The following is a 17,349-nucleotide window of genomic DNA, read 5'->3' as shown; positions in this document are numbered from 1 at the left end:
CCTTCATGTCAGGTCAGGATATCTGGTGACGCGCATAGCCATTTACAGGCGCGGCGGCAAACACTGGTTGGCAGTGGGGGCTGAAATGCCTAAGCAGGGGCCGAGCCGAGACAGGAACCAAAGCCATGTCAGCCTATCGCCTCTTCGGCGCCGAAACCTCACCCTACTCACTGAAAGTGCGTGCCTTTCTGCGGTACAAGGGAGTCGAGTTCGAATGGATCACCCGGTCCCGCGACACGGAAACCGATTTCCGCGCACTGGCGCGTATCGCGACCGTGCCGCTACTGGTCGCACCTGATCGTCGGGTGAGCCAGGAATCGACCCGCATGCTGTTGGCGCTCGAAGCGGCGCAGCCGGAGCCGTCGGCCACGCCTGAGGATCCCGCCCTTGCAGCCCTGTCGCTGATCCTCGAAGACTATGGCGACGAGTGGCTGAACAAGTGCATGTTCCAGCAGCGCTGGGGCAACAAGCCGGACCGCGACCAGGCGGGCCTGCGCGCCTTGGTGCAGTTGTCGGGCGGCAAGCGCCCGCGTGCCTGGAAGAAGCCGTCGGTCCAGATTGCCGAGCGCATGGCCGACCGCCTGCCGCTGGTCGGTGCTTCGATTGAGAACCAGCCGGTGCTGGATGCGTCCTGGCGCCGCTTTGCGGAATTGCTGAATGCGCACCTGAAGCAGCATCTTTTCATTTTCGGGGGCCGTCCGGCCTTTGCCGATTTCAGCCTCGCCGCCCAGTTCCAGCAAATGCTGCTGGACCCGACCCCGGCAGAATGGCTGAAGGATCGCGCACCGTTCATCACGGCCTGGTGCGAAAACATGGATGACCCGAAAGCCGGTGGTCCGTTTGCGGACATAGCCGCACTTCAGCCGACGCTTACACCGCTGTTCGCGGAAGAAGTCAGCAAGACCTATCTGCCTTGGACGAAGGCGAACGCCGACGCCGTGCGCGCAGGCGAAGACAAGGTCTCCGTTGACCTCGAGGCCGGCACCTTTGTGCAATCGGCCCAGAAGCACGCTGCCGAAGCCTTCAATGCGGTCGACCGTCATGTCAGCCGCACACTGAAGGAATCGCTCGCGCTGGAAGATTTCCTCAGCGCCGCCAATTGCCTTCAGGTATTCCGCCATGCGGAGAAAGTGGCCAACGCCGGCGCCTGATGGTTCAGTTTAAAAGATAACGGCGCGCCCCGGTCAGGAGCGCGCCGAATCGTGTCTCAATCGGACAGGACCGGACTTAGGCTGCGTCAGCCTTTTTCTTACCGATCAGTTTCGGCTCCGGTGCTTCGGAGGTTCCGATCTCGATCTTGCGAGGCTTTTTCTCTTCCGGAAGTTCACGGACGAGATCAATTTTCAGGACGCCATGGTCCAGTTGAGCGCCGGTCACGAGAATGTGATCGGCTAGCTGGAAGCGGCGGATGAAGCTGCGCTGGGCAATGCCGCGGTGCAGATAGTCCCTGCCGCTGGCGTCTTCGGTTTCGGTTTTCTTGCCGGCAACGGTCAGCAGGCCTTCCTTCGCCTCGATCTCGAGATCGTCCTGCGTAAAACCGGCAACGGCAATCTCGATGGCGAAGGCGTTTTCGTCGACTCGCTCGATATTATAAGGGGGATAGCCCTGCGAACCATCCAAGCGCGCGGCCTGATCGATCATGTTTGCCATGCGGTCAAAGCCTACCATGGTGCGGTAAAGGGGGGTCAGATCTATATTCGACATGTGTTCAGTCCTCTGTCTCAAAGCAACTGGGAACACCCTGATCGGGGGGTTCCGTCTGGGGTTCGGACTTCGCAAACACCCGGCCCGAATGATGGCACCGGCACGAAACCCGGCCACGGCCCGCGTCGCAGCACCGTGACAAAGGTACATGTGGGTGCCTAAAAGGGCGGTTCAAGAGGTCCCATCGACGGAGAAACACAGATGAAAACCGCCGTATCCACTACCCTCCTTTCCCTGGCGCTGCTCGCCGGCTGCTCCCCTGCTCCGGCAGACAGCCCGGAAGCCGTTGCCGAACTCGATACCGCAGCCGCAGAGACGCCCACGCCTGAAAGCGCGCTGGAAGCCGCCATCGCCAGCGATGTGCGCTCGCCCGAGGAAAAAGCCCGCGACGTGTGGCGCCATCCGAAGGAAACGCTGGAATTCCTGGGCGTGGAAGCCGATGACACCGTCGTGGAAATCTGGCCGGGCGGCGGTTGGTACACCAACATCCTCGCACCCTACCTGGCCTCCGGCGGCGGCAAGCTGGTCGCTGTCCTGTTCTCGCCTGAAGGTATTGATGACGCCGAGCGTGTTGCCCGGATCGAGACGAACAATGAAAACTTCAAATCGAACTATACCGACCCGAAGTTCGGCACGATCACCTATTCCGGCTTCTCGGCAAACAGCGGCCCGTTGACCGAGCCCGGCACCGCGGACGTCGTGCTCACCTTCCGCAACATCCATAACTGGATGGCTGGCGGCTACGAACAGAAATTCTTCAACGACGCCTATGCGGCCCTCAAGCCCGGCGGCATTCTCGGCGTGGTCGAGCACCGCCTGCCGTCAACGGCCGTGCAGGACCCGAAAGCCCCGAGCGGCTATGTCCACGAAGACTATGTGCGCACGCTAGCGGCCAATGCCGGTTTCCAGTTCGACGGATCCTCCGAGATCAACGCAAACCCGGCTGACACCGCAGACCATCCTTACGGTGTCTGGACGCTTCCGCCGGTCAGCAACCAGCCGGACGAAGGCGAAGAAGCCCCCGAAGGCTGGGACCCGGAAGCCTACAAGGCCATCGGCGAAAGCGACCGCATGACGCTGAAATTCATCAAGCCGGCGGAGTAGTCCGTCTCCAGAATTACCCCTGCCCCGCCGGCCAGTCCGGCGGGGTCTTTCTTTTTGGTTCCGACATGACACTCAAGACCCTGTTCCCCACCTTCGTGAAAGAGGCAGCCCTCGGCACAGAAGCACTGCGCACCGAACTCGAAGCCGTCTGCTGGCTGCTGGAAGACGAGGACACAGCCGGCAACGACTGGTGCGACGAACAGGGTTATGACGGCTACACGTCCTACGCGTCGCTGGATGACCTGCCAGAACGCTTCCCAGAGTTCGCTGCACTGAAAGACCTGCTCGACCAGAAGGCTGGAGAATTTGCCCGTGAGCTGCACTGGGACATGAACGGCTTCCATCTGGAACTGGATGCGCTCTGGGTGAACATTCTCGGCGAAGGCGGCAGCCATTCCGGCCATATCCATCCGGGCAGCGTCATTTCCGGCACCTATTATGTCGCCGTGCCCGACGGCGCCGGCACGCTGAAGATGGAAGACCCGCGCCTCACCTTCATGATGGGCGCGCCTCAGCCAGCAGACGACGCGCCGGAAACCGCGCGCCGTTTCGTCTATCTGGAACCCAAGGAAGGCCACGCGCTTTTCTGGGAATCCTGGCTGCGCCATGAAGTCATGCCGAACCGGGCCGAAGAGCCGCGTGTGTCGATCAGCTTCAACTATGCCCTGATCCGAAACTGAGGAAGTTCCGCCCATGATCATCGTCACCGGCAGTGTCCGCACCCAGCCCGAGACAGCGACAGAGCTCCTTGCCTTGTGCCTTGAACACTGCGCCCGCTCGCGCGCCGAAGACGGCTGCATCGCCCACAATGTTCACGCCGATTGCGATGATCCTGCCCGTCTGGTCTTCGTAGAATACTGGCGCGACATGGGTGCGCTGAAAGCCCATTTCGCGCTGAAAGAGAGCCGCAATTTCGTCAAAGCCGCCCGCCGCCTGTCTGCTGGTGGAACGCCCATGCGGATCTTCAAGGCGGAAGAAGTAAAGGCAGAGGGCTAAGACATTAGTCGTCTGCGGCAACGCCGCCCTTGACGTTCAGGTCTCAAAAGGCCATCGCCACGCGAACTCTCACTTCCTCCCTAAGCGAGCGCAGACAATGGACCTTTCAAAGATCAGCGCGGGCCAGAACCCGCCGGATGACCTCAACGTTCTGATCGAAGTGCCCCTCGGCGGCGACCCGATCAAATACGAGATCGACAAGGATTCCGGCGCCATGTTCGTCGACCGCTATCTCTACACCGAGATGCGCTATCCCTGTAATTACGGCTTCGTCCCGCATACGATGAGCCTCGATGGCGACCCGATCGATGTCATGGTCGTTGGCAACCGCCCGCTGGTGCCGGGCTCCGTCGTGCGCGCCCGCCCGGTCGGCGTTCTCATGATGACGGACGACAAGGGCCCGGATGAGAAGATCCTCGCCGTGCCGCACCCGAAGCTGACGGCCTACTACGACAAGATCGCGACCTATCACGATCTGCCGCAGACGCTTTGTGACAAGATCGCTCACTTCTTCACGCACTACAAAGATCTCGAACAGGGCAAATGGACCCGGATCGAGGGCTGGTATGGCATCGAGAAGGCCCGTGAGCTGATCGATGCCGCCGTAAAGCGCGGCACCGAGAGCTGATCCTCTAACCCTGACGGGGGCCTGAATGGACCTTTCGGTCTGGATTGCCCTGGTTGCCCTGTTCATTGCAGGCGGCCTGACCCCCGGCCCGGCTGTCATGCTGGTGATGAGCACCTCGCTGCGCTATCGCGCGCCGACGGCGCTCATCCCGGCCCTCGGCGTTGCCGCTGCAAACCTGATCTGGATTTCGCTGGCCGCCGGCGGCATCGCAGCCTTTGCGGCGCAATTCCCGGTATTGCTCAACGGGCTGAAGATCGCCGGGATCTGCTTTATCGCCTGGCTCGCCTGGTCTCTGGCCATGGCGGACCCGTCGAGCCCCCATGCCAGCGCGAAGGACGCCCCGCCGCGCGGAAAGCTGTTCGCCCGCGGCGTCGGCCTGCAGGTGCTGAACCCCAACGCGCTGGTCTTTTTCGGCCTGCTCTTGCCGTCCTATTTCGACATGACCCACCCGGTCGTACCGCAGACGCTGATCATGATGGCCACGATCACCGTGTGTGAAATGACCGGTCTGACGCTCTATGCCTGGTTGGCGGACGGCATGAACCACCATTTCGAATCGCCCGCCTTTACCCGCTGGTTCAATCGCGGGGCGGCGCTCGCCATGCTGGCATCAGCCATTTTTGCTTCAGTTTCGACGTTTACGCCGCACACTTAGCGGTCGACCACCTCGAACCGGCCGGTTTTCGTATTCCGCCAGTGCAATTCGCCATGTTTGATCGCAAACCAGGCGCCGTGCAGTTCCAGCTCGCCTGCGCTGACGGCTTTTTCCACGAAGGGGAAGCTCATCAGATTCTTGAGGGAGGTTTCGATCCCTTCTAGTTCCAGCGAGAATTGCGGATTGATCGACCCGGATTCGAGCACCCGGTGGCGCGCCTCATCGAGCAGCGAGACCCACGGGGTCACGAATTCGCCGATCAGCGGGTTGTCTCCACCGGCAAGTGACGCCTGCACACCGCCGCAGCCGCCATGCCCCATCACTACGATGTGTTGTACCTTCAACACGTTCACCGCATATTCGAGCGCCGAGCTGACGCCGTGCAGCTTTCCGTCCGGCATGTAGGGCGGCACGAGATTGGCGACGTTTCGCACAACAAACAGCTGGCCGGGCGCCGCAGAAAAGATGTCAGAAGGCTCCGCGCGGCTGTCCGCGCAGGCGATCAGCATGATGGCCGGGCTCTGGCCCTCGCCCAGTTCGCGATAGAGGGCCGCTTGTTCAGAATAGACTCCGCCGCGGAAGCGTCTGTAGCCTTCAATTAGCTCTTCAATCGATTTCATGATCTCAATCCAGTTTCCAAGCCTGTTCCTGCCGGCGCTCCTCTATTGCATACTGCAGAAGTCGCCAATGTGAATCGGACATTGTTTACGTGTTTGGCCTAGTTTCAGGAACGAGGCCCCCGCAGTAACGCCGCAAGTGCCGCCTAGTTCCGCAAGGGAGACCATTCGAATGTCGACAGACGCCAGCGTGAAGAAGACTTCCCGCAAAGGCCCTTCGCGCAGCGAGGAGTCCCGCGCCGCCATCCTTGAAGCCACCCGTGCCGAACTGGCCGAAAGCGGCTGGCGGACTTTCAGCGTGGATGCCGTGGCCAAGCGGGCAAGCGCCTCGAAGCAGACGATCTATCGCTGGTGGCCGTCCATCGGCGCCATGTGCGTGGATGCGGCGCTGGCGCTGGTTCCGGACAGCCCCGATGGCGGACGCGATCCGCAGGAACGTATCGCCACGCTGATTGTCCCGCTAGAAGCGGCGGCCCGTACCGGAAATGGCCATGCAGTGCTGCGCGGCGCGCTGATGGCGGCGGCGGACGACCAGCATGCCGGCGAGGCCTGGCGCGCCTGGATGAGCCGCGACATCCGCCAGCCGATGCGAATGGTCCTTGCCGAACTGGCGGCAAAACGTGTGATCCGGCGCGATTTCGACCTGGATGAAGTGATCGAACAGCTCCTCGGGCCGCTCTGGCACCGGATCTGTGTGCTCCGCGCCCCGGTGAAAGAGGGCTACAGCGTGCAGCAGGCCCGATACGCCCTGCGCGTCTATTCGACGATCTGACACGTCAAAACCGGCTGAATCGCCTCCCTTCCGGACAGGCTTAATCCCTTCCTGCACGAATCTTGCAGCGGGTTTCCCCAAACAGGGAGGAGCCCCCCATGCACGCCGGACGGATTGCTTGGATCGATCACGTAAAAGGCCTTGGTATCATCCTCGTGGTGATGTCGGTCGCCGCGCTCGGTTTTGGCGCGCCCGAAGGGGGATCCAACTGGATGCTGGGTGTTGCGGCATGGGCAGATCCGTTCGTCGTTCCGGCTTTTTTCCTGATTGCGGGCCTGTTCCTGCACCGCTCCCTTTTCGGATCGGCCCCGGCCTATTTTGACCGCAAGCTGCTGCGCCTCGTCTATTTCTTCACCCTTTGGCTAGCCATTGAGACGGTGATCCTGAACGCGGGCGCCTTCACCCGCGGCCCGGCGGAACTTGCGCGCATCTACCTTTCCGGCTGGATCGCGCCGCACAGCCCGCTCTGGTTCCTGCAGCAGCTTGCTCTCTTCTATCTCGTCACGCGTACCATCCGGCGGCTGAAAGCCCCGCGCGTGCTCGCCGCAGGGGCCTTGTTGCAGATGCTGGCCGCAGCGGGCCTGTTCCAGACCGGCTGGTCCGTGGCCGATCATTTTGCCAGTAATTACATCTTCTTCTACACTGGCTATGCCGGGGCATCGCTGGTCTTTTCCTTTGCGCAGAGCGCGACCACGCGCTGGCGGGACATTGGCTGGGCCCTCGGCATCTGGGCTGGTGTGCACACAGCCTTTGTCGCCATGGGGATTGCCGGCCTGCCGATCGTCTCGCTGATCCTTGGCTTTGCCGGCAGCTTTGCCCTGATCGGTATGGGCGTTCTTCTTTCAACGCTGCCCGCCGCACACTTTATCGGCGATGCGGGCCGCCAGTCCATGGCCATCTATCTCGGCTTCTTCATTCCGCTTCAGGCGGTGGTGACTCTGGTGCAGGCAAGCGGCATCTTCGCGGATGCCGGGGCGGCCAGCCTCGCGGTTGCCGCCGCCGCGCTGATGATCGCGCTCGGCATGCATCGTCTGGCGATGGAGACGCCGCTGCGGATGCTATATGTCCGCCCCCGGATTTTCAGGCTGAAGCGCTCTCAGACCTCGCAGCGCGGCACCTTGCTGGTTTCACCGACGCAGCCAGATGCTTGACAATTGGCGCCTAGCGCCCGCGGTTCCACACCATGAGCGGATCGAAGGCGCCGGTTTCGGCCGCCTTCTGGAGCTGCGCGATCTGCTCCGACACCGGGTTTGCCCCGCTCGCCTTGGCCTGCGCACCATAAAGTGCTTCATCAAGACGGCAGATCTGTTCGAACAATGCCTCTGACCGGTCCACCAGTTCCAGGAAGCGCACCGGCAGGCCCCTGCCCTCCTGCGCCTTCACGTCGAGCGGTGGATCCTCTCTCCGTATGCGGTATTTCTTGGCAGCAGCGTCGTCTCGTTTCATCTCGCCGTCGCGCACAGCCTTCTGCATGACCAGCCAGCTCGCCGCCTGCATCAGGCGCGTCGTCAGCTCCATGCTCCAGGCGGCATAAGTCAGTCCCGGCTCACGATCCAGCGTCTTGGCATGTTCGCGGCCCGGCCCGTCCAGATAGGTGGCGGTTTCCTCGACCAGCGCCATACCGCGCGTGAAGACGGTATCGAACAGCTTGCCGCCGGTGAACCCGTCCGACATGCTCATGCCTTCGTCCTGCGACTGTTCCGCTGCCATAAATCTGTCCCTGACGCTCTGGACACCAACACGTGCTTTACCATGGCGACGTTTATGTCCGCTTAATCCCCGCCGCCACCAAACAACGCATCGGCTGCTGATTTCTGGGCGCGTTTCTTCTCGATTTCCCGTTCGCAGGCGGCAATGCCGTCTTTCAACTGCACAATGCGCGCTTCCAGCTCGTCCACAGACATCTGCTCCAGCGTCTGCGGTGTGTTCACGAGGATTGGCTCTTCATCCGAAATTGCCATCATCGCCTCCCGATCGGTCTCTTGGGGTTCATCAAAGCAGAAACTGCCCTTACATGCGACTCCTCAACACGGGAGTCATGCACATGGGCGAGACGATGAAAGCCGTCGAAATCGAAAAGGACGGGCCGCTTTACCTCGCGGACCTGCCAAAGCCGGAACCGGGCGAAAACGAGGTTCTGGTAAAGACGGCCTTTTCCGGCCTGAACCGCGCGGATCTCGTCCAGAGAGCCGGCGCCTATCCCCCGCCGCCTGGTGCCTCGACCATCCTCGGCCTGGAAATCTCCGGCACGGTCGAAGCTGTCGGCAGCGGTGTTACGCGCTGGAAAGCGGGCGACAAGGTCTGCGGTCTTCTGGCTGGCGGCGGCTATGCCGAATATGTCGCCGTCGATGAGGGCTCCCTCTTCCCGGTGCCGGAGGGCATGAGCCTCGACCAGGCCGCATGCCTGCCGGAAGCGATGATGACGGTCTGGGCCAATGTGTTCGACCGTGTCGGCCTGAAGGCCGGGGAGAATTTTCTATGCCATGGCGGCACATCCGGCATCGGCGTGATGGCCATCCAGATGGCAAAGGCGGCAGGCGCCGCGAAGATCTTCGCCACGGCCGGGACGGACGAGAAATGCCAGTTGGCCACCAGCCTCGGCGCGACCCGCGCGATCAACTACAAGACCGAGGATTTCGCCGAGATCGTCAAAGCCGAAGGCGGATCCGACGTCACGCTCGACATGGTCGGCGGCGATTACATCCAGAAGAACATATCCGCGGCCAATCCGGACGGGCGGATCATCAACATCGCTTACCAGAACGGCTTCCAGGCGAACGTCAATTTCGCCCCGGTCCTGATGAAGCGCCTGACGCTGGCGGCCACGACACTGCGGGCCCGGCCTCTGCCGGAGAAAAAGCGTATCCGCGACGCGGTCGAAGCCGATTTCTGGCCGCACATAGCCAGCGGTGCGATCATTCCGGTACTGCAGAAAGTCTTCCCCGCCGCAGACGCCGAACAGGCCCACCAGCTGATGGCCTCCGGCACCCATTCCGGGAAAATCCTGCTGTCCTGGTAAAAAAGGCCAAATTTACAGACCCCTGTGGCTGATGCCTTTCCAATACAGGGCAGCTGTACTATAGAAACGGGCAAGGTTCAGCACGCGCCTGACCTCAACCGCCCGGCACGACGTGCCGGGCGGCTGCATTTCAGGCGGCGTAAAAACAACAGGGAGAGCCTCATGTCCGAAGTCCTCATGCCGAAGGCCACCGCCGTCTGGCTGCTCGACAATACCAGCCTCACCTTTGCCCAGATCGCGGATTTCTGCGGCCTGCATCACCTTGAAGTCAAAGGCATCGCCGATGGCGACGTGGCCGAGAACATGCGCGGCGTCGACCCGATCGCCGGCGGCATACTCTCGCGCGAGGAAATCCAGCGCGGCGAGAATGACGAGAGCTACCGCCTGAAAGTGGCCGAGTCGAAAATCGCCCACATCCCGCAGCCGAAGCGCAAGGGCAGCCGCTACACCCCGGTCATCCGCCGCCAAGACAAGCCGGACGCCGTGGCATGGTTCATCCGCAACCACCCGGAAGTCTCCGACGCGCAGATCTCCAAGCTGATCGGCACCACCAAGTCGACGATCAACAATGTACGCGACAAGAGCCACTGGAACTCGCCGAACATCCGCCCAGTCGACCCGGTGACGCTCGGCCTCTGCACCCAGATCGAGCTCGATGAAGTGATCGCGAAATCGGCCGAAAAGCGCCGCAAGATGGAAGCCGAGAAAGCCCTGCGCAGCGAGGGCCCGGGCCTCGCCCCGGCCCAGGACGATCCGGACGCCTACGACACGTCGGAAGAAGACGCCGCGAAAAAAGACGTCTCCGCCGACGACGTGTTCCGCGACTTCAGCTGATCCGGGCATACCCGTCCAAAAAGAAAGCCGGCGCTCTTCGGGTGCCGGCTTTTTTCATGTCCGCCTGAGTCTGCGATAATCCGGATAAGTCCGATATAGTCATGACGCGGTCCGGTTTAGTCCGGCAATGCACATGCGTGATCCGCGCTAAGTCTGCCTCAGGAACACATACCAGGCACCCGACCCGCCATGTCGCGGATGCGCTTCGGAATATCCGGACACGAGCGCCCGCGCCGCAGGCATCTCCAGCCAGCGCAGGAAGTTGCGGCGCAGGACGCCCTCCCCGCCTTTCCCCTTGCCTGTAATAACCAGCACACAGCGCGCGCCTTCCGCCTGTTTCCGGGCGAGGAATTCCGGCAACGCCGCATCGGCACTGATTTGGGTATGACCATGCAGATCGAACCGGCCAGCCAGTTCCAGCTTTCCCCGGCGCACGCGCTTCTCGTTAGCCCGGTTCTGCGGCACCGCTGGAGATTTTACCGCTTTCGGCATGGGCTTTTCCGGCGGTGCGGGTGGCGGTTTCGCCTTGCCATGGCGCAGCACCGGCTCGCCATGCTCCAGCGCGTCGATGAAGGTTTCAATATCTTCCGTCTTCGGACCGATCGGCTTCACCGTCCGCGCAACGCGGGCCCAGGCGCGGGCTTCATCAGGGGTCAGGCGACGGTGGCTCATGCCCGCCCCTTACGGCGCCGGCGGGATCATGTCGAGGCTGGCATAGCCTTCGGTCCGCATCCGCTGCGCCACGGCACGCGGCAGGAAAACCCAAAGGCGCCCTGGCGCATTCATCGTTCCGGCGCGGTCTCCCGCTTCGGTGCCCGTGCCGAAATAGATGTCGCCGCGCACGGCGCCCTTGATCGCGCCGCCGGTATCCTGCGCCACCAGCATGCCAGACCAGCCCCCGCCGAGGCCCGGCGCAGTGGTCTGCACAAACATGGGCACGCCAAGTGGATGAAGGCTCGTATCGACAGCCATCGAGCCAAGCGGTGTCAGCGGAACACCTTCCGCGCCGACGGGCCCTAAAGCAGGGTCGCCTTCCGCTTCAGCCCTGAAGAACACAAAGCGCGGATTCTGGTTCATCGCCGTTCGCGTCTCCGCCGGCCCGGCCCGGTTCATCCAGGCACGGATGCCCTGCATGCTGGCCTCCCCGCTGGAGATGCGTCCGGTACGGATCAACCAGTTGGCGGTCGATTTGAACTTGTGCCCATTATGCGCCGCATAGACCGCGCGCATAGTCGTGCCATCCGGGAAGGTCAGCCGACCGGAGCCCTGGATCTGGAGGAAGAACACATCGGCCGGATGGGCATAGGCAATTGCCTGAACACCCGACGTCGTGATCTGGGCCCGCGAGGGATAGGGCCGCGTTGTGCCGTTCGGCAGGCGCTGCAACGGCTTGCCATTGTTCGGAATGAGGTCAGACGGCAAGGCCGGGACGGGTTCGGTGAAGGGCGGTGTCGGCGTCCGGCGCGCCTCATAGGTCGGTTCGAAATAACCTGTGAACTTGCGCGCGCCATCCGGCGGGATGATTTCGATCGGTACAAAGACCTGTTCGATCAGGGCGCGGGCTTCATCGTCGCTGCGGGCCGCGGAGAGGGCGCCGCAAGGCTCGGCCCAATCTTCCACCCGCCCAGCCCAAGGTGCAGCATCGGAAAGATAAGCTGTGATCTCCAGGCCGGAAAACTTTTCGCACGAGCGTTTGAACGCGCTGACTGCCGCTTCGAGTCTGGCAGCAGGCCAGTCAGGCAGGTCGGAAAAAGCAGCAGGCGTTTCCCATGCCGGAAGCTGCGGAGGTGCGGCCGGCAGTGGCGCTTCAGGCGCCGGAGGCGTGATCACCTTGATCGGTGCAGGCTGGGTCTGACAGGCGGCCAGCAGGATCAGGAGGATAAACGAACGGAAACGCAGCCACATGCACGCTTTATGGCGTGCTTCCGGCTGAAGTGTCACCCGGAAATGTTGTGCCGGCGGGCCCTAGTTGGCGACTTCGACGTCGTCCAGAATCCAGTTTGGATCATCTGCCCGGACATTGCGCATGAAGGTCCAGATTTCCTTCGCAGTACGCACCATTTCACCATCGCCCAGTTCGGCTTCGTAGCGAACCGCAACCCGCGCGATGTCCCCGTCCAGTTCTGCGCTTTCGATCTCCGCCTTGCGGATGCGCAGCAGCTCAAAGCCCGGCTGGTCCGGCGTCCGTTCGGAAATGGCCGCATCCCAGGCTTCGTAAACATCGTCGTCCAGCATGGGGCGGAGCTTGTCACGATCGCCGCGTGCAAAGGCCGAAACGATGATTTCATACGCTGCGCGAGCGCCTCTCATGAATGCAGGTGTGCTGAAGCTGCGATCGACATTGTAGATTTCTTCGAGTCCGCCTGCAGCCGGACCGGTGAATATCGGCTTATCTGCATGGGCCATTGCATCATCGCGGGTTTTCGCCTGGTTGGGCGCTTCATCGCCAGCAGTTGCCGGGGACGGCCGCTTCACGGGATTGTCATTGTCGCCCTTGCCGAGCGCAAAATACAGGCGCGACAGGACAAACAGCGCAACTGCTGCCAGGATCATGACTTGCATCACGGGGTCCATTGGTGGTGGCGTGTCCTTGCATTCGTGTTCACTCAACCCCCAAGATAGGGCCGACAGGCTGGAAGTGCCAGTGATCATTGCGCGTTAAGGGGCCGCATGCTAGCGCCCGCCCGGTAGAGTTGGGAGGTAGACATGACTGATACAAGTGCGCCGCAAGCACCAAACCAAGGCCAGAACGGCGCGACCCCGGCGGGTCTGCGCGTGCTCGGCCAGTATGTGAAGGACCTGTCCTTCGAGAATCCGGGGCATCCAGCGGTGCAGTCCCAGCCGAATATCGATCTTGGCATCGATGTCGGCGCAACCCCGCATGCCGATGGAAACGGGCTTTACGAAGTCTCGCTGAAATTGTCGGCCAAAGCTGTCGCAGACGGCACGGTGCTTTTCATCACCGAGCTCGACTATGCCGGCCTGTTCCAGCTTCAGAACGTGCCGCAGGCCCAGCTTGAGCCGCTGCTGCTGATCGAATGCCCGCGGCTGCTGTTCCCGTTTGCCCGCCGCATCGTGGCAGAGATCACGCGCGAAGGCGGTTTCCCGCCCCTGCTGATCGATCCCGTCGATTTCGTGCAGCTTTATCAGCAGCAATACCGCCGCGCGCAGGAAGCCGCCGCCGCTTCAGGCCAGGCGCCGCCTGCTCAGGACGCGTAACGCTTCCAGAAAGCTTCATCGCCAAGGTCGCTCACGAACGCCTCGTGGGCGGCTTTTTCATCCTCGGTCAGCCGGGATGCGAGCGATTTGGGACGCTGGCGCGCAGGCTGGAACTCTTCCACGATTTCGGTTTCGACGACGGCCTCAAACGAAAACGCCCGGGCCCGTCCGCCCATGAGCTCCAGGTACACCGCCGCGAGCAGCTGGCTGTCCAGCAGAGCCCCGTGGAATGTCCGGCTTTCCAGCGAGATGTCGAAGCGCTTGCAAAGCGCGTCGAGGCTGGCGGGTGCGCCGGGGAACTTACGGCGAGCCATCGCCGCCGTGTCCACCCATCGGTCATCCGGAATCGGGTCCCGCCCGCACCGGCCCAGTTCCATGTTCAGGAATGACCGGTCAAATCCGGCATTGTGAGCAACCAGCGTGGCGTCGCCGATGAACGCCAGAAACGCATCGATCACTTCCGGCGCCTCAAACGGCGGCGCATCCTTGAGGTCATCATCGGTGATGCCGGTGATGCGAACCGTATCCGCGGACACTTCCCGGCCCGGATTGATCAGCGTCCGGAAAGTGCGGCCCGACGGGATGTGGTTGATCATCTCGACAGCGCCGAGCTCGATGATCCTGTCGCCCTCATTGGGGTTGAGGCCCGTGGTCTCGGTATCGAAAGCAATCTCGCGGATCTGACTCATGCATTGTCCCCTGCGGCCTTGCGATTCATCAGGGCTACTATGGCGCGAACATGATCGCGTGCAAACTCGAACCCATGCGCTGTCGACAGGATAAAATCCGCTTTGGCGCGCTTTTCGGCATCCGGCACCTGGCGCTTCAGAATGGCTTCGAAGGTTTCTTCCGTGACGCCCGGACGGGAAAGAACGCGTTCGCGCTGCACTTCCGGCGGCGCTGAAACGACGAGTACATAGTCGCAATAGCCTGACCCGCCGGTCTCGTAGAGCAGCGGAATATCCAGGACCGCAAAGGCCGCACCCGATTTCCGGGCGGCTTCCCGGAAATCCTGCTGCGCGGCGCCGGCAAGCGGATGGACGATGCTTTCCAGCCGTTTCATCGCCGCAGAATCGTTCAGTACGCGTTCGCGCAGCAAAGTGCGGTCGATGGCGCCTTCGACCTTTACACCGGGAAAGGCCGCTTCGACCGGGTCCACAGCCGCGCCGCCCTTTTGGTAGAGCTGGTGGACAGCCGCATCGGCATCATAGACCGGCACGCCCTCATCCCGGAACAGCGTGGCTGTGGCAGATTTCCCCATTCCGATGGAACCTGTGAGGCCGAGGATGATCACGTCGTTACCTCCACGAGCTTGCGGCAATGGGCCAACGCTTCCTTGGTGTCCGGCAAAACACCGAACCAGTGTTCAAAGCTGTACGCTGCCTGCGCCACCAGCATGCCAAGCCCGTCCATCGGCTGCCAGTTCTTGGCCAGCGCCTCTGCCCGGATGGCCGCAGCGGGCTTGCCGTAAGAGATGTCGTAGAAATACTGGCCGGTGGCTTCCGGCAAGTCGAGGCTTTCACCTGAATGCCCAAGGCTGAGCGTGTTGATCACGACATCGGCCGTCGCCGCTTCAGAGATTCCCTGTTCCAGTGAGCAGATATCCGCGGTGATGCCCGTCTCGGAAACCAACGTTTCCGCCCGTTCGCGGGTCCGGTTCGCGATGGTAATCTCGGCGCGCAGGTCCATCAGGCTGATGGCGACCGCGCGGGCAGAACCACCGGCCCCTAGCAAGGTCACCCGGCATCCGGCCACTTCGATACCGGCATCCAGCAAGCTACGCACAAAGCCGGGCGCATCCGTGTTCTCGGCGCGCCACCCCCCCTGCTCCCGGCGTATTAGCGTGTTTGCGGCACCGATGCGGCGCGCGATGTCGCTTGTTTCATCGGCCAGCTCCAGCGCATCTTCCTTGTGCGGAAGAGTGATGTTGAAGCCGAGGGCGTTGCGTTTCGAAAGCGTTTCGAGCGCACTTCCAAGATTTCCGCGCTCAACCCGCAGCGCTTCATAGCTCGCATCGAAGCCGTGTTCGCGGATCCACATATTGTGGATCACAGGAGATAGCGAATGCGAGACCGGATCGCCGATCACACCCAGCAGCCAGGTCATGACGGCAGCACCCCCCGGATGCGGAGATAATCAAGCAATGGCAGCAATGGCAGGCCGAGAATGGAGAAGTAGTCCCCCTCGATCTTGTTGAAGAGCTGCGCGCCGAGGCTCTCCAGTTGGTAAGCACCGACAGTGGACAGAAGCGCCTCGCCCACCTGCTCGACATATTGTTCGATGAAGTCCTCGCTGAGCGGGCGCATGGTGAGCCGTGGCCGTGCGAGGTGTCTCCAGACAGGCTGGCCGTTTTCACATACGACAATGGCCGTCTCGAGCGTATGCGCCTTACCGGACAGTTTGCGCAGATGATCGCGTGCTCCGTCCAGGTCCTTCGGCTTGTCGAAAGCTTCGTCACCGAGGGCGAGCATCTGGTCTCCGCCGATGACAAGCCCCGGCTGGCGCTGGGATATCTTGATGGCTTTCAGTTCAGCAAGCCGCATGGCCTGATCGCGCACGGGAAGGCCTTCGGCGCGCAACCCGGCTTTCATTGCATCTTCATCGACGTTCGGGCGAACAGCTGTGGCATCCACACCAGCAGAGGTCAGCAATCGCCGGCGGCTTTCGCTGCCGGACGCAAGAATCACTTCAAGACTCACAGATGCCCCCGGCGTTCGTTCAGCATGTTCAGAATTGCGGCGGCCGTTTCTTCGACCGAGCGGCGGGAGACATCGATCGTCCGCCACTTGTTGCGCTGGAACAGGCGGTTGGCCTGGGTCACTTCATCGCGCACGGCGTCTTCGTCGGCATAGATTGTGTGCTCGTCCTGATTCAATGAGATCAGACGCGCGCGGCGGATCTGCACAAGACGTTCAGCGCTGATCTTGAGCCCTACAATCATTGGGCCTTTGTCGCCCATCTTCTCTATGTGTGGCGGGAGCTGCACCCCTGGTACAAGCGGAATATTCCCGGCACGGACTTTCCGGTTGGCGAGATACACACAGGTTGGCGTCTTGGAGGTCCGGCTTACGCCCAGCAGGATCACATCGGCGCCGGTCAGGCTTTCAACATTCTGGCCGTCATCATGCGCCAGCGTGAAATTTATCGCCTCCATGCGTTCGAAATAGTCTTCGTCCAGCGCGTGCTGTCCGGCGACTTTCTGGTTGGCCGAAATGCCGAGGTGGCGGCTGAGCATGGCAATGGAGGCGTCCAGCACCGGCAGTGTCGGAATGGATTTCTCGCGGCAGAAAGATTCCAGCCGTCCGCGCAGAACCTCGTCAGAGATTGTGTACCAGACCACGCCGGGCGCGGCTTCGATCTCACGCATCACGCGTTCCAGCTGGCGTTCGGACCGGACAAGGTAATAATTGTGCTCCAGCGCCTGCACATTCTCGAACTGGGCGCAGGCCGCGCGCTGGATGGCGTTCAGTGTCTCGCCCGTGGAATCGGAGACGAGATGCACATTGAAATAGATGCTGGGGCGTTGGGACCGAGTCATGGTCTCCTTGTCTTGCCGAGGTTTGGGGATTTCACAAGACCTGTGACTCGCCTGTGGATAGCGCTTTTTGTCTCGCTGGAATCACAAAAATCCCACAGGTGGCGGAATCCGACTCCGCGGAATCACCTTCCGTTCCGGCCTGTGACTCCAATTGGCCCGTTTACGTTTGGTTAACTATTGAATCCCGGGTGTTAAGACACCCTTAACCCTGTCTGCCAACCTGTGACTCCTGTGTGGAATTCTCTGGACAAATCCGCGCATCA

23 protein-coding genes are annotated in these 17,349 nt (G+C 61.8%); 11 read left to right on the top strand and 12 right to left on the bottom strand.

The window, feature by feature from the left end; genetic code table 11:
- The first annotated feature begins 125 nt into the window (after nucleotides 1–125).
- Complete coding sequence (locus HY26_RS17005; RefSeq protein WP_051600052.1) at nucleotides 126–1,151, top strand: glutathione S-transferase family protein; 1,026 nt, start codon at nucleotides 126–128, stop codon at nucleotides 1,149–1,151.
- Between the two features lie 76 nt (nucleotides 1,152–1,227).
- Here the strand turns inward: HY26_RS17005 and HY26_RS17000 are convergent, their stop codons facing one another.
- Nucleotides 1,228–1,704 carry an Hsp20 family protein gene (locus tag HY26_RS17000; protein ID WP_112074188.1) on the bottom strand — a complete coding sequence of 159 codons (477 nt, stop codon included), beginning with the start codon at nucleotides 1,702–1,704 and terminating at the stop codon, nucleotides 1,228–1,230.
- A gap of 201 nt (nucleotides 1,705–1,905) precedes the next feature.
- On the opposite strand from HY26_RS17000, the gene HY26_RS16995 reads away from it, so the two are divergent.
- The 5 genes from HY26_RS16995 to HY26_RS16975 all read left to right on the top strand — a co-directional run bounded on the left by HY26_RS16995 (nucleotide 1,906) and on the right by HY26_RS16975 (nucleotide 5,087).
- On the top strand, nucleotides 1,906–2,808 hold the full coding sequence (locus HY26_RS16995; protein WP_112074187.1) for a class I SAM-dependent methyltransferase: 903 nt from the start codon (nucleotides 1,906–1,908) through the stop codon (nucleotides 2,806–2,808).
- 65 nt (nucleotides 2,809–2,873) lie between these two features.
- A complete protein-coding gene (locus tag HY26_RS16990; RefSeq protein ID WP_034766979.1) occupies nucleotides 2,874–3,488 on the top strand; it encodes a TIGR02466 family protein in 615 nt (204 codons plus the stop codon).
- A 13-nt stretch (nucleotides 3,489–3,501) separates the two neighbouring features.
- Nucleotides 3,502–3,804, top strand: coding sequence for a putative quinol monooxygenase (locus HY26_RS16985; RefSeq protein WP_112074186.1), 303 nt, complete (start codon nucleotides 3,502–3,504; stop codon nucleotides 3,802–3,804).
- Between the two features lie 97 nt (nucleotides 3,805–3,901).
- A complete protein-coding gene (gene ppa, locus HY26_RS16980; protein ID WP_034766975.1) occupies nucleotides 3,902–4,432 on the top strand; it encodes an inorganic diphosphatase in 531 nt (176 codons plus the stop codon).
- Nucleotides 4,433–4,457: 25 nt separating this feature from the next.
- Nucleotides 4,458–5,087: a LysE family translocator gene (locus tag HY26_RS16975; protein WP_034766973.1), complete on the top strand. Its 630-nt coding sequence runs from the start codon at nucleotides 4,458–4,460 to the stop codon at nucleotides 5,085–5,087.
- Here the strand turns inward: HY26_RS16975 and HY26_RS16970 are convergent.
- Nucleotides 5,084–5,707, bottom strand: a complete 624-nt coding sequence (locus tag HY26_RS16970) for a carbonic anhydrase (RefSeq protein WP_112074185.1) — start codon at nucleotides 5,705–5,707, stop codon at nucleotides 5,084–5,086. The genes HY26_RS16975 and HY26_RS16970 overlap by 4 nt on opposite strands.
- A 169-nt stretch (nucleotides 5,708–5,876) precedes the next feature.
- Here HY26_RS16970 and HY26_RS16965 point away from each other — a divergent pair, with 169 nt between their 5' ends.
- Nucleotides 5,877–6,476 (top strand): TetR/AcrR family transcriptional regulator, encoded by a 600-nt coding sequence (locus HY26_RS16965; RefSeq protein WP_034766967.1) that lies wholly within the window; start codon nucleotides 5,877–5,879, stop codon nucleotides 6,474–6,476.
- Between the two features lie 98 nt (nucleotides 6,477–6,574).
- Complete coding sequence (locus tag HY26_RS16960) at nucleotides 6,575–7,627, top strand: acyltransferase family protein (RefSeq protein ID WP_112074184.1); 1,053 nt, start codon at nucleotides 6,575–6,577, stop codon at nucleotides 7,625–7,627.
- 10 nt (nucleotides 7,628–7,637) lie between these two features.
- Here the strand turns inward: HY26_RS16960 and HY26_RS16955 are convergent, their stop codons facing one another.
- Both HY26_RS16955 and HY26_RS16950 read right to left on the bottom strand, forming a co-directional pair.
- Complete coding sequence (locus HY26_RS16955) at nucleotides 7,638–8,186, bottom strand: DUF1465 family protein (protein ID WP_199288563.1); 549 nt, start codon at nucleotides 8,184–8,186, stop codon at nucleotides 7,638–7,640.
- A 62-nt stretch (nucleotides 8,187–8,248) separates the two neighbouring features.
- Complete coding sequence (locus tag HY26_RS16950; RefSeq protein ID WP_034766963.1) at nucleotides 8,249–8,437, bottom strand: DUF1192 domain-containing protein; 189 nt, start codon at nucleotides 8,435–8,437, stop codon at nucleotides 8,249–8,251.
- A 77-nt stretch (nucleotides 8,438–8,514) separates the two neighbouring features.
- On the opposite strand from HY26_RS16950, the gene HY26_RS16945 reads away from it, so the two are divergent.
- Together HY26_RS16945 and HY26_RS16940 are read left to right on the top strand one after the other, a co-directional pair.
- Nucleotides 8,515–9,495 carry an NAD(P)H-quinone oxidoreductase gene (locus tag HY26_RS16945; RefSeq protein ID WP_175354424.1) on the top strand — a complete coding sequence of 327 codons (981 nt, stop codon included), beginning with the start codon at nucleotides 8,515–8,517 and terminating at the stop codon, nucleotides 9,493–9,495.
- A 162-nt stretch (nucleotides 9,496–9,657) separates the two neighbouring features.
- Nucleotides 9,658–10,329 carry a DUF1013 domain-containing protein gene (locus HY26_RS16940; protein WP_034766961.1) on the top strand — a complete coding sequence of 224 codons (672 nt, stop codon included), beginning with the start codon at nucleotides 9,658–9,660 and terminating at the stop codon, nucleotides 10,327–10,329.
- Between the two features lie 147 nt (nucleotides 10,330–10,476).
- On the opposite strand, the gene HY26_RS16935 is transcribed toward HY26_RS16940, so the two are convergent.
- The 3 genes from HY26_RS16935 to HY26_RS16925 are packed head-to-tail and all read right to left on the bottom strand — an operon-like array spanning nucleotide 10,477 to nucleotide 12,939.
- Nucleotides 10,477–11,001, bottom strand: coding sequence for a Smr/MutS family protein (locus HY26_RS16935; RefSeq protein WP_112074183.1), 525 nt, complete (start codon nucleotides 10,999–11,001; stop codon nucleotides 10,477–10,479).
- Nucleotides 11,002–11,010: 9 nt separating this feature from the next.
- Complete coding sequence (locus tag HY26_RS16930; RefSeq protein ID WP_112074182.1) at nucleotides 11,011–12,234, bottom strand: murein transglycosylase A; 1,224 nt, start codon at nucleotides 12,232–12,234, stop codon at nucleotides 11,011–11,013.
- Between the two features lie 60 nt (nucleotides 12,235–12,294).
- Nucleotides 12,295–12,939 carry a Tim44/TimA family putative adaptor protein gene (locus tag HY26_RS16925; protein ID WP_233351671.1) on the bottom strand — a complete coding sequence of 215 codons (645 nt, stop codon included), beginning with the start codon at nucleotides 12,937–12,939 and terminating at the stop codon, nucleotides 12,295–12,297.
- A gap of 96 nt (nucleotides 12,940–13,035) precedes the next feature.
- Here HY26_RS16925 and secB point away from each other — a divergent pair, with 96 nt between their 5' ends.
- Nucleotides 13,036–13,548, top strand: coding sequence for a protein-export chaperone SecB (gene secB, locus HY26_RS16920; protein WP_034766952.1), 513 nt, complete (start codon nucleotides 13,036–13,038; stop codon nucleotides 13,546–13,548).
- Here the strand turns inward: secB and dnaQ are convergent.
- Genes dnaQ through HY26_RS16895 form a run of 5 tightly spaced genes read right to left on the bottom strand, consistent with a single transcriptional unit; the run spans nucleotide 13,536 to nucleotide 17,086 of the window.
- Nucleotides 13,536–14,237: a DNA polymerase III subunit epsilon gene (gene dnaQ, locus HY26_RS16915; protein WP_034766950.1), complete on the bottom strand. Its 702-nt coding sequence runs from the start codon at nucleotides 14,235–14,237 to the stop codon at nucleotides 13,536–13,538. The two genes, secB and dnaQ, sit on opposite strands and share 13 nt — an antisense overlap.
- Nucleotides 14,234–14,842 carry a dephospho-CoA kinase gene (gene coaE / locus HY26_RS16910; RefSeq protein ID WP_112074181.1) on the bottom strand — a complete coding sequence of 203 codons (609 nt, stop codon included), beginning with the start codon at nucleotides 14,840–14,842 and terminating at the stop codon, nucleotides 14,234–14,236. The genes dnaQ and coaE overlap by 4 nt, the downstream gene beginning before the upstream one ends.
- Nucleotides 14,839–15,654 (bottom strand): shikimate dehydrogenase, encoded by an 816-nt coding sequence (gene aroE / locus HY26_RS16905; RefSeq protein WP_112074180.1) that lies wholly within the window; start codon nucleotides 15,652–15,654, stop codon nucleotides 14,839–14,841. Before aroE ends, coaE begins: the two co-directional genes overlap by 4 nt.
- Nucleotides 15,651–16,247: a Maf family protein gene (locus HY26_RS16900; protein ID WP_034766946.1), complete on the bottom strand. Its 597-nt coding sequence runs from the start codon at nucleotides 16,245–16,247 to the stop codon at nucleotides 15,651–15,653. The genes aroE and HY26_RS16900 overlap by 4 nt, the downstream gene beginning before the upstream one ends.
- Nucleotides 16,244–17,086 (bottom strand): pyruvate, water dikinase regulatory protein, encoded by an 843-nt coding sequence (locus HY26_RS16895; RefSeq protein WP_034766945.1) that lies wholly within the window; start codon nucleotides 17,084–17,086, stop codon nucleotides 16,244–16,246. The genes HY26_RS16900 and HY26_RS16895 overlap by 4 nt, the downstream gene beginning before the upstream one ends.
- Between the last annotated feature and the right edge of the window lie 263 nt (nucleotides 17,087–17,349).

The organism is Hyphomonas sp. GM-8P (assembly GCF_003263315.1).
Taxonomy (GTDB): Bacteria; Pseudomonadota; Alphaproteobacteria; order Caulobacterales; family Hyphomonadaceae; genus Hyphomonas.
The sequence above is the reverse complement of the archived record's forward strand: the minus strand, read 5'-3'. Positions and strand labels throughout refer to the sequence as shown.

Bases quoted from the DNA above. Each gene is read 5' to 3' on its own strand.
- HY26_RS17005 (WP_051600052.1), top strand. From the start codon at position 126: ATGTCAGCCTATCGCCTCTTCGGCGCCGAAACCTCACCCTACTCACTG.
- HY26_RS17000 (WP_112074188.1), bottom strand. From the start codon at position 1,704: ATGTCGAATATAGATCTGACCCCCCTTTACCGCACCATGGTAGGCTTT.
- HY26_RS16995 (WP_112074187.1), top strand. From the start codon at position 1,906: ATGAAAACCGCCGTATCCACTACCCTCCTTTCCCTGGCGCTGCTCGCC.
- HY26_RS16990 (WP_034766979.1), top strand. From the start codon at position 2,874: ATGACACTCAAGACCCTGTTCCCCACCTTCGTGAAAGAGGCAGCCCTC.
- HY26_RS16985 (WP_112074186.1), top strand. From the start codon at position 3,502: ATGATCATCGTCACCGGCAGTGTCCGCACCCAGCCCGAGACAGCGACA.
- ppa (WP_034766975.1), top strand. From the start codon at position 3,902: ATGGACCTTTCAAAGATCAGCGCGGGCCAGAACCCGCCGGATGACCTC.
- HY26_RS16975 (WP_034766973.1), top strand. From the start codon at position 4,458: ATGGACCTTTCGGTCTGGATTGCCCTGGTTGCCCTGTTCATTGCAGGC.
- HY26_RS16970 (WP_112074185.1), bottom strand. From the start codon at position 5,707: ATGAAATCGATTGAAGAGCTAATTGAAGGCTACAGACGCTTCCGCGGC.
- HY26_RS16965 (WP_034766967.1), top strand. From the start codon at position 5,877: ATGTCGACAGACGCCAGCGTGAAGAAGACTTCCCGCAAAGGCCCTTCG.
- HY26_RS16960 (WP_112074184.1), top strand. From the start codon at position 6,575: ATGCACGCCGGACGGATTGCTTGGATCGATCACGTAAAAGGCCTTGGT.
- HY26_RS16955 (WP_199288563.1), bottom strand. From the start codon at position 8,186: ATGGCAGCGGAACAGTCGCAGGACGAAGGCATGAGCATGTCGGACGGG.
- HY26_RS16950 (WP_034766963.1), bottom strand. From the start codon at position 8,437: ATGGCAATTTCGGATGAAGAGCCAATCCTCGTGAACACACCGCAGACG.
- HY26_RS16945 (WP_175354424.1), top strand. From the start codon at position 8,515: ATGCACATGGGCGAGACGATGAAAGCCGTCGAAATCGAAAAGGACGGG.
- HY26_RS16940 (WP_034766961.1), top strand. From the start codon at position 9,658: ATGTCCGAAGTCCTCATGCCGAAGGCCACCGCCGTCTGGCTGCTCGAC.
- HY26_RS16935 (WP_112074183.1), bottom strand. From the start codon at position 11,001: ATGAGCCACCGTCGCCTGACCCCTGATGAAGCCCGCGCCTGGGCCCGC.
- HY26_RS16930 (WP_112074182.1), bottom strand. From the start codon at position 12,234: ATGTGGCTGCGTTTCCGTTCGTTTATCCTCCTGATCCTGCTGGCCGCC.
- secB (WP_034766952.1), top strand. From the start codon at position 13,036: ATGACTGATACAAGTGCGCCGCAAGCACCAAACCAAGGCCAGAACGGC.
- dnaQ (WP_034766950.1), bottom strand. From the start codon at position 14,237: ATGAGTCAGATCCGCGAGATTGCTTTCGATACCGAGACCACGGGCCTC.
- aroE (WP_112074180.1), bottom strand. From the start codon at position 15,654: ATGACCTGGCTGCTGGGTGTGATCGGCGATCCGGTCTCGCATTCGCTA.
- HY26_RS16895 (WP_034766945.1), bottom strand. From the start codon at position 17,086: ATGACTCGGTCCCAACGCCCCAGCATCTATTTCAATGTGCATCTCGTC.